Here is a 12,379-nt window from a genome sequence, read left to right on the forward strand (position 1 = left end):
TGCTATGGACTCTAGAAATACACAATTAGCTGTTGGTTTTTTCGTTATTTTTGGCATTTTAGCGCTATTGTTTTTGGGGCTACGTGCTGCCAATACGAACTTTGCTAGCAACGGAGCAACGTACACTTTATACGCGAAGTTTGACAACATCGGTGGTTTGAAAGAGCGCTCACCAGTGAAAGTTGGCGGTGTAGTGGTGGGGCGAGTGACCCGTATTTCGCTTGATGGTGACTACTACGAACCATTGGTTGAGATGACAATTAGTCAAGAATACGATGAATTTTCTGACACTTCATCGGTCTCAATTCTTACCTCTGGTTTATTGGGCGAGCAATATATTGGTTTAAGTCCTGGCTTTATCGACGATACCGTTGAAATGCTTGAAAACGGTGACTACATCCATGACACCAAATCGGCTTTGGTGCTCGAGGACTTGATCGGACAATTCTTGTTTAGCCAAGGCAATGACTAAGGAGTAGTAATGATGAAAAGCTTATTTGCCTTCTTGATGACAGCTTTCGTACTCGTTTCTGGCACTGCAGCTGCATCTGACGTTATTCGTGACGAGAACCCTTATGTGTTGCTCGAGCGTGTGGCCAACAAAACGGCAGCACGCATTGCTGCCGACCGCCCTAAGATCAACGAAGATCTTGATTACGTGCGGGAAATTATTCGTGAAGAATTGATGCCGTACGTCGACTCAACCTATGCGGCAAAGCGGGTGTTAGGTCGCAACTTGAAAGACACCACTGCTGAACAACGTCAGCAGTTCTATACCGTATTCCGTGAATACTTGATTGCCACCTATGGTCGTGCGTTTACCCAGTATGACGAGACCAAACATAGCTTTGAGTTTGAGCGGGCGCGTGAACTTGGTCCGGATGATCGTATGGTCGAAGTAAATACGCGCATGATTGAGCAAGGCCGTCCGCCAATCCGCATGGATTTCAAACTGCGTTACGACAAAGATGAACGTCTATGGAAAGCCTACGACCTCGTGGTTGAAGGCGTAAGCTTGCTTAACAGCAAGGCTGCAGAAATCTCATCTGTGATCCGCAGTCGTGGTATCGACGGCACTATTGAGCTCTTACGGGAAAAATCGAAAGAGCCAATCCAACCTTACCAACAAGGTGAGAGTTAAGCTGATGAGCGCACAGTTAAGTTGGCAGTTCGACAACGACGCCTTAGCATTTACCGGCGAACTGACGCGGGCAACTGTGGCGGATGCTTGGCGAGAGCGCGCGCAATGGCTAGGACAACAGAATCCTTTGGTCGTTAGTTTGGCCAATGTTGAACGAGTTGATTCTGCTGGCGTAGCGATGCTGCTGCAACTGAAAAAATATTTATTGCAGCAGCAATGTGAACTTGTCATTCATCAGCCGAGTCAACAGTTTAAAGCCATTGTTGATGTCAGTGGCGCAGCAACCTTGTTAGACGTTCAATAAGAACGTCTAGCCTTCGTTTCAGCAAAATAGAACTATAAAACCGATGACAACAGATGATATTCAGCAGCTCTTAAATGAGGCGCTTGAGCTTGACGAGCTGATTGTAAAAATTGACGGAAGCCATGCGAACATCACTGCCGTTGGCGCGTTGTTCGAAGACTTGTCGCGAGTGAAAAAGCAGCAGGTCATTTACGCGCCGCTAAAAGCATTGATTGCCAGTGGTGAACTGCATGCTGTTTCGATTAAAACCTATACACCTACAGAATGGCAGCGCGAGAAAAAACTCGCGATGCTCAGCTAAAGAGAGTCCTGAGCTATGCAAAAATTGGTAATCACTGGTGGCAATAAGCTCCACGGCGATGTTGTTATTTCTGGCGCAAAGAACGCAGCACTGCCCATTCTGATGGCAAGTTTGTTAGCCACAGACGATGTCGAAATCAGCAACGTTCCGGCGTTACAAGATGTGCGTACCTCATTAAAGCTATTGGCCGATCTCGGTGTGAATAGCACAGTGTTAGGACCGAACAGCTACCTTATTCACCCGCAACAATTGACCAGCCACATCGCCAGTTACGACTTAGTGAAAACCATGCGCGCTTCTATTCTTGTGCTAGGCCCTTTGTTGGCTCGACATGGTAAAGCCCAGGTATCCTTACCTGGTGGTTGTGCGATTGGTGCGCGTCCAGTGAACTTACATATTGAAGGTTTACGTCAGATGGGAGCGGAAATTACCGTCGACAATGGCTACATTAACGCGCATGTCGAAGGCCGCTTGCAAGGCGCGAATCTGTTGATGGATACCGTAAGTGTGACCGGTACCGAGAATCTGATGATGGCGGCGACCCTCGCGGAGGGTGTTACGGTCATCGAAAATGCTGCATGTGAACCTGAAGTCGTTGATTTGGCGAACTTCCTCAACACCTTAGGTGCGGATATCCGCGGCGCGGGTACCGATACGCTTGAGATTCACGGTGTGGCTCAGTTGCACGGCGGTGCATACGCGGTACAGCCAGATCGTATTGAAACAGGCACTTTCCTCGTTGCAGCCCTAGTGACTGGTGGTGATGTGACCTGTAAGAATACCGATCCGGCAATGTTAGATGCGGTTTTGAAGAAGTTAACGGAAGCCGGTGCAACCATCACAAAAGGCGATGACTGGATCCGTTTGCAAGCGCCAGAGCGGGCGAAACCGGTGAATATCATCACTGCACCGCACCCAGCTTTTCCGACCGACATGCAAGCACAGTTTTGTACCCTGAATGCCCTCGCTGAGGGGACGGGCTGGGTTCGTGAAACGATTTTCGAAAACCGTTTCATGCATGTGCCAGAGCTCCAGCGTATGGGGGCTAAAATCGAATTGGAAGGCAATACTGCAATTTGCCATGGTGTAGAGCAGTTAAACGGCGCACAAGTAATGTGTACTGACCTGCGTGCATCAGCGTCGCTGGTTATTGCGGGGCTCGTTGCCAAAGGGCAAACGACGGTCGAGCGGATTTATCATATCGATCGCGGCTACGAATCGATTGAGAAGAAGTTAACCGCGCTCGGCGCCACGATTGAACGCCAAAATTAATTCGTCAGTTTCGTAATGATGGCCGTGGTGCGCTGCTCACGGTCATCGCGAATAAACCGCACTTCTAACTCGGTACCTGGTCGGGTATTTGAGATCAAAGCTAAACCTTCAGCTGCAGAGCTAATCGGTTGCCCTCCAATCGCGATAATGTAGTCTTCTGTGCGCAAGCCGGCGCGCTCTGCTGGACTGTTACTATCGACACCGGTGATAAAAATACCAGGTTGCGCAAAGGACAAGTTGGCTGGCGTTTCGCTTGTATTAATGCCGAAGTAACCGCGTACCACTTCCCCTTCTTGAATAAGTTGCGTCATAACGTCACGTGCAAGGCTGTATGGAACCGCAAAGTAGATACCCTCAACGCCTTGACCAGCAGGGCCACGGAATTGGGCGTTGTTGATACCAACGAGATAACCTTCACTGTTCACCAGCGCACCACCTGATGCGCCTTCATTAATGACCGCATCCATTTGGAGGAGGTCTGCGTGGCTGTTAATCACGCCCATGCGGCCGCCGGTCGCGCTGATAATACCTTGGGTAATGGTTTGCCCAAGGTTAAGCGGGTTACCAATGGCCAGCACTACATCGCCCACACGACTGCGAAGCTTTCGGTCTTGCGGAATAATCGGAAGGTTATCTAATTCAATGCGCAATACGGCTAAGTCGGTGATGGGGTCGACACCAATAATTTGTGCACTGGTTTGCCGGCCATCTTGCAGGGCGACTTGAATACTACTGACATTGGCGACCACGTGTGCGGCGGTTAAAATATGCCCGACGTTATCCATGATGACACCAGAACCCAGGCGCAGCACGGTATTTGGACGTTGGCTGTAATACGAGCCACGCACTTCTGACAAGCTATAGATGTTCACCACAGCGGGCGCTGCACGGTTAACAGCTTTGGCGTAACTCACGGGCTGTTCGGGGGTTGCGCGGGACGATTGCCAAGCGCTTAGCATGGGTTGTAACCAGATGACCACGGCAGCGACGACCAAACCAAGCACGACTGAGCGTACAATATAGCTTATCCAATGGCTTGATTGGCGTTGACCCATAAGTGTCGTCCGTTACTGAAGAAAAGTTAATGCGAGCATATCACATTCTATGAAAAAGAAGGCAGCTCTGTTTCGAGCTGCCTTGATATCACGTGCGCTGTTGGTTGTTCACAGAGGTGTTAGCCACCGCGTAGAACAAGGTAGAGTGACGAGTTACCTCGGCGGATATTTAAAGCCACCACTCCTTTGGCACTATCGAGTGCTTTACGTAACTCAGACACCGAGTTTACCGGTTGACGGTTGACCGCCACAATGACGTCATCCTTACGCAAGCCGTAACGTGCAGCCATAGAGTTCTCGCGAAGTTCCGTAATGGTGATACCACCGTCATCGGTTGCCGCCAGCGTAGCCCCTTCGAGTGCTGGGTGTAAATTCGCAGCATCGGCTGAGGTATCTTCTGCCGTCAGGGTGACTTCAAAGGTGCGCTTTTTACCGTCACGAAGTACGGTGATATCAATGGCTTTGCCAACACCTAGGGTTTTAACGCGTGCCCCCAAGTCGGCAAAACTGCGAATTTTTTCGCCGTTTACTGCAATGATAACGTCGCCTGATTGCAGGCCTGCTTTCGCAGCAGCGCCATCTGGAATCACTTCGGCGACAAATGCACCTTGGTTGGCATCGAGACTAAGTGCTTGGGCAATATCGGCAGTAAGGTCATTCCCACGTACGCCAAGCACCCCGCGACGTACTTCACCGAACTCAATCAGTTGCTGTACCAGCGCTTGCATCATGTCCGATGGAATGGCAAAACCAATGCCAATATTGCCGCCATTTGGACCTAAGATGGCGGTGTTGATGCCAATAAGCTTACCGTCAAGGGTTACTAAGGCGCCACCAGAGTTGCCACTGTTGATTGCAGCATCGGTTTGAATGAAATTTTCGATCTCTTCAATGCCTAAGCCACTACGACCTAGTGCACTGACAATACCTGAAGTGACCGTTTGGCCAAGACCGAAAGGGTTACCAATGGCAACGACGAAGTCACCGACGCGTAGGTCGGCTGAGCGACCGATTTCAATTTCGGTGAGGTTCTTGCCGTTTTCAATTTGAATCAGTGCGATGTCAGAGTTTTCATCAGTACCGATGACCTTGGCATCGAATTGTGCTCCGTCTTTCAAGGTCACGATAATTTCGTTCGCGCCGTCAATCACATGATTGTTGGTCACCACATAGCCGTTTTCGGCATCAATAATGACGCCTGAACCTAAACCTTGGAACGGGCGTTCTTGCACGCGTTCACGGGGACTATTGGGGCCAAAAAAGAACTGGAACATATCCGGCACGCGTTGACGTACCTCACGACTGCCTTTGACCGAAATATTCACGACCGCAGGGGTCACTTCTTCGAGCATCGGTGCCAGTGTTGGGGTTTCGTCCTTGTCGCCAAAGAACGGAATATTAGCCTGGGCTGGACTCAGAGCGAGCAGCCCAGTGAGGGTAACAATTGCAAATAGCTTAAGTTTCATAGGGTACAGACTCCTTCTAACAACACGCCGTTGCGTGCAAGTAAAGACCGACCCTATTTAGATAAGTTCACCGCAAAGGTGTTTCAAGATGTTTTTTCTTCTGAACTCGAAAAAATTCCACTTTGGGTGTCGGAATAGTCACGTGGCGCATGTGCTTGCGTCTCAGGTTTTTCCGATTTGCTATCTTTTTGCAGCTTACTGGCCATACGTAATTGACGCATGGTGTCTTCTGCAAAAAACGGCAGGCTAGGCTGCGTTTGCTCTTTTTGTAAGAGCTCAGCGCTATGACCTAAATAGGCTTTCAACTTTTCTTGGGTTTCTTCAAGTTGTTCAACAAGAGCGCTTGCAGTTGCGAAATGTTCGCCCACTTCTTGTTGATAAGCGGCCAATTGTTCACGGCTTTGTTGCACTTCTTCGGTAAGACGCGCTTCCTCAGAATGCTCCTTGAGCCAATACCGGGCAATAAAGAACCCTACGACAGCACCAGCTAAAACCAAGAGAATGCCGATGATTGCATTCATAAAAACTCCTTAAAAACGCGTTACACATGATAAACTGATACCCCATAGCATAATCCAGAATAGGGTCGAAGTGGTAGTGACAACGCAAAACATCACCCCATTGAGTAAATACGAAGCCGATTTAGCCTCAGGAAACTTCACTCCAGACGCCGCGCAGCGCAAAGCGGTTGAAGCTTTACAACGACTGTTTGATGAGCTGATGGTTTATCATGGCCGTGCAGAACGCAGTTGGCTGGATAAGCTCAAAGGGCTATTTGGGCAACAGCCCCAAGCGCCAAAAGGCATTTACTTTTGGGGCGGCGTAGGGCGCGGTAAAACATACTTAGTGGATACCTTTTTCGATGCGTTACCTTTTAAACGCAAAATGCGTGTGCACTTCCATCGCTTTATGCATCGTGTGCACAAAGAGCTGAAGTTACTGAAAGGACAGAGTGATCCGTTACCACTCATTGCCGACAAACTAGCCGCTGAAGCGCGCGTGATCTGCTTTGATGAGTTCTTTGTGCAAGATATTACCGACGCTATGCTTTTAGGTACCTTAATGCAGGAGTTATTCCAGCGCGGTGTGGTGTTAGTGGCGACTTCGAATATCATTCCCGATGAGCTGTACCGCAATGGTCTGCAACGCCAACGTTTTTTACCGGCAATTGAGCTGATCAAACAAAACTGCGAAGTGATAAATGTCGACAGTGGTATCGATTACCGTTTGCGTACTTTAACGCGTGCGGAAATTTATCATGCGCCACTCGATGCCGAAGCCGATACCAATTTACAGCGCTATTTCGCAGAACTGGCACCGGATCATTGCAGTCGAAATACTGACGGTAGCATTCGTATCAATGGTCGTGATATTGCCGTGCGGCTGGAATGTGACGATGTGGTCTTGTTCGAGTTTGACGCGATTTGTGGCGGCCCACGTTCACAAAACGATTATATTGAGATTGCCCAAATCTACCACGCGGTGCTGATCAGCAACGTACCCCAGCTAGGGGGCGCCAACGACGATGCCGCACGTCGTTTCCTAGCCTTGGTCGATGAGTTCTATGAACGCCGAGTGAAGTTAATTCTCTCTGCAGCTGTGCCGCTGGAGAAGATCTATAGCGAAGGTAAGTTGACCTTTGAATACCAACGCTGTGTGTCGCGCTTACAAGAAATGCAAAGCCACGATTATCTGGCACAAGAACACAAACCCTAAGTCGTTAGTCGAGCGCTACGCTCTTCGTTAATCGTTATTCGTTAATCGAAAAAACAAGAAAAGATAAGAAAAGTCATAATAATTTTACTTGTATTTGTTTTTGATGCAGTAATGCTGTCGTAACGAATAACGAATAACGAATAACGAATAACGAATAACGAATAACGAACCCCGTTGATCTTTTCGGCAGTTTTCCCTATAATCCGCGCAGCCCACGTTACAGGTACAACTAACCGTAAAAGTGGCAACACCACAACGGTTGTTGTGGTTCGCGGGGAAGCCCGGAACTACTGTCGTGAACCTTTAATATAGAGATAGTCTCAATGAGTACATTTGTTGCAAAACCAGAAACTGTACAACGTGACTGGTATGTTATTGACGCTGAAGGTAAAACTTTAGGTCGCTTGGCGACTGAAGTTGCGCGTCGTCTTCGTGGTAAGCATAAAGCTGAGTACACTCCTCACGTTGACACTGGTGATTACATCATCATCGTGAACGCTGAGAAAGTAGCGGTTACTGGCCGTAAAGCTCAGAACAAAATGTATTATTCACACACTGGGTATCCAGGCGGTATCAAAGAAATCAACTTCGAGAAGTTGATTGCTAAGAAACCTGAAATGGTCATTCAGAAAGCGGTGAAGGGTATGTTACCACGTGGTCCACTTGGTCGTGCCATGTTCCGTAAACTGAAAGTATATGCGGGCGCCGAGCACAATCATGTTGCTCAACAGCCTAAACAACTTGAAATTTAAGACGGAGCACTAAGACAATGGCAGAGAATCAATACTACGGTACTGGTCGTCGCAAAAGCTCTACTGCACGCGTTTTCTTGCGTCCGGGCAGCGGCAACATCAGCATCAATAACCGCACTTTGGAAGAATACTTCGGCCGTGAAACTGCACAAATGGTTGTTCGTCAACCGCTTGAGTTAGTTGAAATGGTTGAGAAATTCGATCTTTACATCACCGTTAAAGGTGGTGGTTCAAGTGGTCAAGCTGGCGCAGTGCGTCACGGTATCACGCGTGCACTTATGCAATATGACGAAGCCCTTCGTGGTGACTTGCGTCGTGCTGGTTACGTTACTCGTGACGCACGTCAAGTTGAACGTAAGAAAGTCGGCTTGCACAAAGCACGTAAGCGTCCTCAGTTCTCGAAGCGTTAATTTTCAAATTACCGTATTCGAAGCTGTACGCTTTCGAACAAAAAAACCCGGCCATCGCGCCGGGTTTTTTGTCTTTCTCCTTGTAAAAATCAAGGGTTTTCTTTATCATCTGAAAGCATTTTTTTGCCGTTCACCTGTACGTTTGTGTATAGGTGGATCTAACGCAGCAGCTAATTACTGACTTCACGGCAAAGCCTCGTGAAGCGTCCAAACTGGAGAGTAAGTGGATGAGCAATGCGCCTGTAGATAAAGGCCGCCGTCGTTTTCTGACTGTCGCAACCTCTGTGGTTGGCGCAGCAGGCGCGGTGGGTGTTGCCGTTCCTTTCATTGCGTCGTGGAACCCAAGTGCGAAAGCTAAAAACGCGGGTGCGCCAGTGGAAGTGAACATCGGAAAAGCCGAACCGGGTCAAATGATTCGTGTTGAGTGGCGTGGTCAGCCTGTATGGGTTGTGCGCCGTACCCCAGAGATGTTAGCCAGCTTGGATAAAGTCTCTGATCAACTTCGTGACCCAAATTCAGAAGAACCTCAACAGCCAGCTTATGCGACCAATACCTATCGTTCGCGCAAAGAAGAATACTTCGTTGCCGTGGGTATTTGTACGCACCTTGGTTGTTCACCGCAGTATCTTGAAGATTCGTTCGGTGAGCAAGTGGAAGGTGTGAGCTCTGGTTTCTTCTGTCCGTGTCACGGTTCGAAGTTCGACATCGCCGGTCGAGTATTTTCTGGCGTTCCTGCGCCGTACAATCTGGTGGTGCCGCCGCATTACTACATTGACGACACGACCATCTTGGTTGGTGAAGATGGGGAGCAAGCCTAATGAAAAAATTAATCGCGTGGTTTGACGAACGTATTCCGATGACCAAAACGTGGAATATCCACTTAGCGCAATATCCAGCTCCGAAAAACTTTAACTTCTGGTACATCTTTGGCGTACTCGCCATGTTGGTCTTGGTCAACCAAATCCTTACGGGTGTTTGGCTCACCATGAACTACGTACCATCAGCAGAAGGCGCGTTTGCTTCTGTTGAATACATCATGCGTGATATCGATTACGGATGGTTGTTACGTTATATGCACTCTACCGGTGCATCGGCGTTCTTCGTGGTGGTCTACCTCCATATGTTCCGAGGCATGATGTACGGCTCTTATCAGAAGCCGCGTGAGTTGCTTTGGGTCTTTGGTATGTTGATCTTCCTGGTGCTCATGGCAGAAGCCTTTATGGGTTATTTGTTACCTTGGGGACAAATGTCGTACTGGGGTGCACAGGTTATTATCTCGTTGTTTGGTGCTATTCCATTCATCGGTGACGATTTGACCCTGTGGATTCGTGGTGACTACGTTATCTCAGGCGCAACCTTGAACCGTTTCTTCGCCTTGCACGTTATCGCGTTGCCGTTAGTGCTGGTTATCTTGGTGTTCTTACACATTGTGGCCTTGCACGAAGTGGGTTCGAACAACCCTGAAGGTATCGATATCAAGAAGAAGAAAGGCTCTGTTGCTGAAGAAGACAAAGCCAAGTTTAAATTCCACGAGCGCTTTACTAAGAAATACGACATCGTTGATGCTTTCCCATTCTTCCCATACTACGTGGTGAAGGATCTGGTCGGTATCGGTATCTTCTTGTTTGCCTTCTGCTACGTCATTTTCTTTGCGCCGGCAATGGGCGGCTTGTTCCTTGAGCCACCAAACTTTGAAGCTGCGAACCCGCTGAAGACCCCTGAGCATATTGCACCAGTGTGGTACTTCACGCCGTTCTACGCGATTTTGCGTGCTGTTCCTGACAAGCTATTAGGTGTCATCCTAATGTTTGGTGCGATTGCAGCCTTGTTTGTCTTGCCATGGCTTGACCGCGGCAAAGTACGCTCAATCCGCTATCGTAGCGGCTTCCACAAGCTGAACTTGACCGTATTCGCAATCAGCTTTGTGGCGCTAGGTTACTTAGGTTTGAAACCTGCAACTGAGATCTACACTCTGTTTGCGCGTATCTTTACCTTCTTGTACTTCGCGTTCTTTGTGTTGCTGTTCTTCTACAGTAAGAATGAAAACACTAAGCCAGTTCCAGAGAGGATTACGAAGTGATGAAACAGTTCCTAAAAACCACTCTTCTGGTTGCCGCTACAGTATGGTCAGTTGCAGGATTTGCAGCTGGCCCAACGGTGCCACTTGATGAAGCTAAAGTAGATTTGCATGACAAGGCCTCGCTACAGCGCGGAGCGCAATTGTTCATGAACTACTGCTTGGGTTGTCACTCAATGCAATACCAACGTTACCAGCGTACCTTTAACGATTTAGGTATTCCTGATGACTTAGGTATGGAAAACCTCCAGTTCACTGGTGACAAAGTAGGTGACTTGATCACTAACACGATGTCAGCTGAGTCAGCGGGTGCTTGGTTTGGTACTGCTGCACCTGATTTGACGCTAGTTGCGCGTGTGCGTGGCGCTGACTGGATTTACACCTATTTACGTTCTTTCTACGTTGACGAATCACGTCCATTTGGCGTGAACAACACCGTTTTTCCAAACGTGGGTATGCCACACGTATTGCAGGAGCTCCAAGGTGTTCCTAGCAAGACCACTGAGCAGCGCATGATCGATGGTGAGATGCAAGACGTCTACGTAGGTTTGAAAACCGATGGCAGCGGCATGTTAAGTGCTGATGAATACGATCAAGCCATGCTCGATTTGACTAGCTTCTTGGTTTACACCGGTGAACCAATGTTGTTAGAACAGCGTCGTATGGGTTGGTACGTCTTCGGTTTCTTATTAGTCTTTACCTTATTCGCCTGGTTACTGAAGCGCGAATTCTTTAAAGACGTCAAGTAATGATGGAGAAAGACATGTCGGTTGCGGCAAATAAGCGGTCAGTGATGACCTTGTATTCGGGACGTAATGACTTACGTAGTCATCAGGCTCGAATCGTGTTAGCAGAGAAAGGTGTAAGTGTAGAAATCACTTACGTCGACAACGATCAGTTGCCTGAAGATTTGTTGCAATTGAATCCGTATCCGGATGCATTGCCAACTTTGGTGGATCGTGAGCTCGTGCTGTACAACGCACATATCATCATGGAATACCTTGATGAGCGTTTCCCGCATCCGCCATTGATGCCAGTTTACCCAGTTGCGCGTGGTACCAGTCGTTTGATGATGTATCGCATTGAGCGTGACTGGTATAGCTTAGCAAGCACACTTGAAAAAGGCGGTAAAGGTGTCGAAGCGGCACGTCAGGAACTGCGCGAAGGCATCTTAGCTTTAGCGCCTATTTTTGCTGACACGCCATTCTTCATGAGTGAAGAGTTTACCCTGGTAGACTGTTACTTAGCGCCATTATTATGGCGTTTGCCAAGCTATGGTATCGAACTCGAGGGCGCTGCAGCGAAAGCTGTCAAAGCTTATATGCTGCGTGTGTTTGAGCGCGATTCTTTCCAAGCTTCATTGACCGACGTTGAGCGAGACTTAGGTCGGTGAGTGACTTGACTGCAATGACCGCACGCCGCCCGTACATGTTACGGGCGGTGTACGAATGGCTGGTTGATAACCAACTCACTCCGCACTTGGTGGTGGCTGCGAACACCCCAGGGTGTCAGGTGCCATTTGAGTTTGTTGAAGATGGTCAAATAGTGCTTAATATTGCCCCCTCGGCTGTCGGTAACTTACAGCTCGCGAATGACAGTGTTGAGTTCAATGCGCGCTTCTCTGGCAAACCCCACCACGTTATCGTTCCTATGCACGCTGTTGTTGCGTTATATGCACGTGAGAATGGCGCGGGTACGGTCTTTGATGAAGAGCCGCAACTGACCGCTGCAGCGCAGTGGAATGATGATGAAGAGCAAGACGCGACACCTAGTAGTGGGCCGCAAGGTGTTATTGACGGTGGCGTGGAAAAGCCTGCGGGCGAAGATGGCGCAAAGCCGGGTAAGCGACCAACTTTAAAAGTAATTAAATAAAACGCGCTGAACC

Annotated in this window: 16 protein-coding genes; 13 read left to right on the plus strand and 3 right to left on the minus strand. The window is 48.7% G+C overall.

Annotated elements, in window-relative coordinates; translation table 11 throughout:
- Positions 1 to 4 precede the first annotated feature (4 nt).
- Genes mlaD through murA form a run of 5 tightly spaced genes read left to right on the plus strand, consistent with a single transcriptional unit; the run spans position 5 to position 3,018 of the window.
- Positions 5 to 472 (plus strand): outer membrane lipid asymmetry maintenance protein MlaD, encoded by a 468-nt coding sequence (gene mlaD, locus G535_RS0107220; protein WP_026861448.1) that lies wholly within the window; start codon positions 5 to 7, stop codon positions 470 to 472.
- 9 nt (positions 473 to 481) lie between these two features.
- A complete protein-coding gene (locus G535_RS0107225) occupies positions 482 to 1,141 on the plus strand; it encodes an MlaC/ttg2D family ABC transporter substrate-binding protein (RefSeq protein ID WP_026861449.1) in 660 nt (219 codons plus the stop codon).
- Between the two features lie 4 nt (positions 1,142 to 1,145).
- Entirely contained in the window at positions 1,146 to 1,445 is a 300-nt protein-coding gene (locus G535_RS13175; protein ID WP_051207026.1) for an STAS domain-containing protein, read from the plus strand.
- Positions 1,446 to 1,488: 43 nt separating this feature from the next.
- Positions 1,489 to 1,746: a BolA family protein gene (locus tag G535_RS0107235; RefSeq protein ID WP_026861450.1), complete on the plus strand. Its 258-nt coding sequence runs from the start codon at positions 1,489 to 1,491 to the stop codon at positions 1,744 to 1,746.
- Positions 1,747 to 1,761: 15 nt separating this feature from the next.
- Complete coding sequence (gene murA / locus G535_RS0107240; RefSeq protein WP_026861451.1) at positions 1,762 to 3,018, plus strand: UDP-N-acetylglucosamine 1-carboxyvinyltransferase; 1,257 nt, start codon at positions 1,762 to 1,764, stop codon at positions 3,016 to 3,018.
- Here murA and G535_RS0107245 read toward each other — a convergent pair.
- The 3 genes from G535_RS0107245 to G535_RS0107255 form a co-directional block, all read right to left on the minus strand.
- Positions 3,015 to 4,073 (minus strand): trypsin-like peptidase domain-containing protein, encoded by a 1,059-nt coding sequence (locus G535_RS0107245; RefSeq protein ID WP_026861452.1) that lies wholly within the window; start codon positions 4,071 to 4,073, stop codon positions 3,015 to 3,017. The genes murA and G535_RS0107245 overlap by 4 nt on opposite strands.
- A gap of 119 nt (positions 4,074 to 4,192) precedes the next feature.
- A complete protein-coding gene (locus G535_RS0107250) occupies positions 4,193 to 5,539 on the minus strand; it encodes a DegQ family serine endoprotease (RefSeq protein ID WP_026861453.1) in 1,347 nt (448 codons plus the stop codon).
- An 83-nt stretch (positions 5,540 to 5,622) separates the two neighbouring features.
- On the minus strand, positions 5,623 to 6,060 hold the full coding sequence (locus G535_RS0107255; RefSeq protein WP_026861454.1) for a Z-ring associated ZapG family protein: 438 nt from the start codon (positions 6,058 to 6,060) through the stop codon (positions 5,623 to 5,625).
- Positions 6,061 to 6,151: 91 nt separating this feature from the next.
- Here G535_RS0107255 and zapE point away from each other — a divergent pair, with 91 nt between their 5' ends.
- The 8 genes from zapE to sspB all read left to right on the plus strand — a co-directional run bounded on the left by zapE (position 6,152) and on the right by sspB (position 12,366).
- Positions 6,152 to 7,255: a cell division protein ZapE gene (gene zapE / locus G535_RS0107260; protein WP_026861455.1), complete on the plus strand. Its 1,104-nt coding sequence runs from the start codon at positions 6,152 to 6,154 to the stop codon at positions 7,253 to 7,255.
- 323 nt (positions 7,256 to 7,578) lie between these two features.
- The gene (gene rplM, locus G535_RS0107265; protein ID WP_026861456.1) at positions 7,579 to 8,007 is read left to right on the plus strand and encodes a 50S ribosomal protein L13; all 429 of its coding nucleotides are present in this window, start codon (positions 7,579 to 7,581) and stop codon (positions 8,005 to 8,007) included.
- 17 nt (positions 8,008 to 8,024) lie between these two features.
- Positions 8,025 to 8,417: a 30S ribosomal protein S9 gene (gene rpsI / locus G535_RS0107270; protein WP_026861457.1), complete on the plus strand. Its 393-nt coding sequence runs from the start codon at positions 8,025 to 8,027 to the stop codon at positions 8,415 to 8,417.
- A 227-nt stretch (positions 8,418 to 8,644) separates the two neighbouring features.
- On the plus strand, positions 8,645 to 9,235 hold the full coding sequence (gene petA, locus G535_RS0107275; RefSeq protein ID WP_026861458.1) for a ubiquinol-cytochrome c reductase iron-sulfur subunit: 591 nt from the start codon (positions 8,645 to 8,647) through the stop codon (positions 9,233 to 9,235).
- On the plus strand, positions 9,235 to 10,497 hold the full coding sequence (locus G535_RS0107280; RefSeq protein ID WP_026861459.1) for a cytochrome b: 1,263 nt from the start codon (positions 9,235 to 9,237) through the stop codon (positions 10,495 to 10,497). The genes petA and G535_RS0107280 overlap by 1 nt, the downstream gene beginning before the upstream one ends.
- Positions 10,497 to 11,243 carry a cytochrome c1 gene (locus tag G535_RS0107285; protein WP_034727876.1) on the plus strand — a complete coding sequence of 249 codons (747 nt, stop codon included), beginning with the start codon at positions 10,497 to 10,499 and terminating at the stop codon, positions 11,241 to 11,243. Before G535_RS0107280 ends, G535_RS0107285 begins: the two co-directional genes overlap by 1 nt.
- A gap of 14 nt (positions 11,244 to 11,257) precedes the next feature.
- Positions 11,258 to 11,887 carry a stringent starvation protein SspA gene (sspA, locus tag G535_RS0107290; RefSeq protein ID WP_026861461.1) on the plus strand — a complete coding sequence of 210 codons (630 nt, stop codon included), beginning with the start codon at positions 11,258 to 11,260 and terminating at the stop codon, positions 11,885 to 11,887.
- Between the two features lie 5 nt (positions 11,888 to 11,892).
- Positions 11,893 to 12,366, plus strand: a complete 474-nt coding sequence (gene sspB, locus G535_RS0107295; RefSeq protein ID WP_206750282.1) for a ClpXP protease specificity-enhancing factor — start codon at positions 11,893 to 11,895, stop codon at positions 12,364 to 12,366.
- Positions 12,367 to 12,379: the final 13 nt, after the last annotated feature.

It is taken from the genome of Pseudidiomarina sediminum DSM 21906, from assembly GCF_000423165.1.
Lineage (GTDB): Bacteria > Pseudomonadota > Gammaproteobacteria > Enterobacterales > Alteromonadaceae > Pseudidiomarina > Pseudidiomarina sediminum.

Bases quoted from the DNA above. Each gene is read 5' to 3' on its own strand.
- murA (WP_026861451.1), top strand. From the start codon at position 1,762: ATGCAAAAATTGGTAATCACTGGTGGCAATAAGCTCCACGGCGATGTT.
- G535_RS0107235 (WP_026861450.1), top strand. From the start codon at position 1,489: ATGACAACAGATGATATTCAGCAGCTCTTAAATGAGGCGCTTGAGCTT.
- G535_RS0107250 (WP_026861453.1), bottom strand. From the start codon at position 5,539: ATGAAACTTAAGCTATTTGCAATTGTTACCCTCACTGGGCTGCTCGCT.
- G535_RS0107255 (WP_026861454.1), bottom strand. From the start codon at position 6,060: ATGAATGCAATCATCGGCATTCTCTTGGTTTTAGCTGGTGCTGTCGTA.
- G535_RS0107285 (WP_034727876.1), top strand. From the start codon at position 10,497: ATGAAACAGTTCCTAAAAACCACTCTTCTGGTTGCCGCTACAGTATGG.
- mlaD (WP_026861448.1), top strand. From the start codon at position 5: ATGGACTCTAGAAATACACAATTAGCTGTTGGTTTTTTCGTTATTTTT.
- rplM (WP_026861456.1), top strand. From the start codon at position 7,579: ATGAGTACATTTGTTGCAAAACCAGAAACTGTACAACGTGACTGGTAT.
- rpsI (WP_026861457.1), top strand. From the start codon at position 8,025: ATGGCAGAGAATCAATACTACGGTACTGGTCGTCGCAAAAGCTCTACT.
- G535_RS13175 (WP_051207026.1), top strand. From the start codon at position 1,146: ATGAGCGCACAGTTAAGTTGGCAGTTCGACAACGACGCCTTAGCATTT.
- sspA (WP_026861461.1), top strand. From the start codon at position 11,258: ATGTCGGTTGCGGCAAATAAGCGGTCAGTGATGACCTTGTATTCGGGA.
- petA (WP_026861458.1), top strand. From the start codon at position 8,645: ATGAGCAATGCGCCTGTAGATAAAGGCCGCCGTCGTTTTCTGACTGTC.
- G535_RS0107225 (WP_026861449.1), top strand. From the start codon at position 482: ATGATGAAAAGCTTATTTGCCTTCTTGATGACAGCTTTCGTACTCGTT.
- G535_RS0107245 (WP_026861452.1), bottom strand. From the start codon at position 4,073: ATGGGTCAACGCCAATCAAGCCATTGGATAAGCTATATTGTACGCTCA.
- G535_RS0107280 (WP_026861459.1), top strand. From the start codon at position 9,235: ATGAAAAAATTAATCGCGTGGTTTGACGAACGTATTCCGATGACCAAA.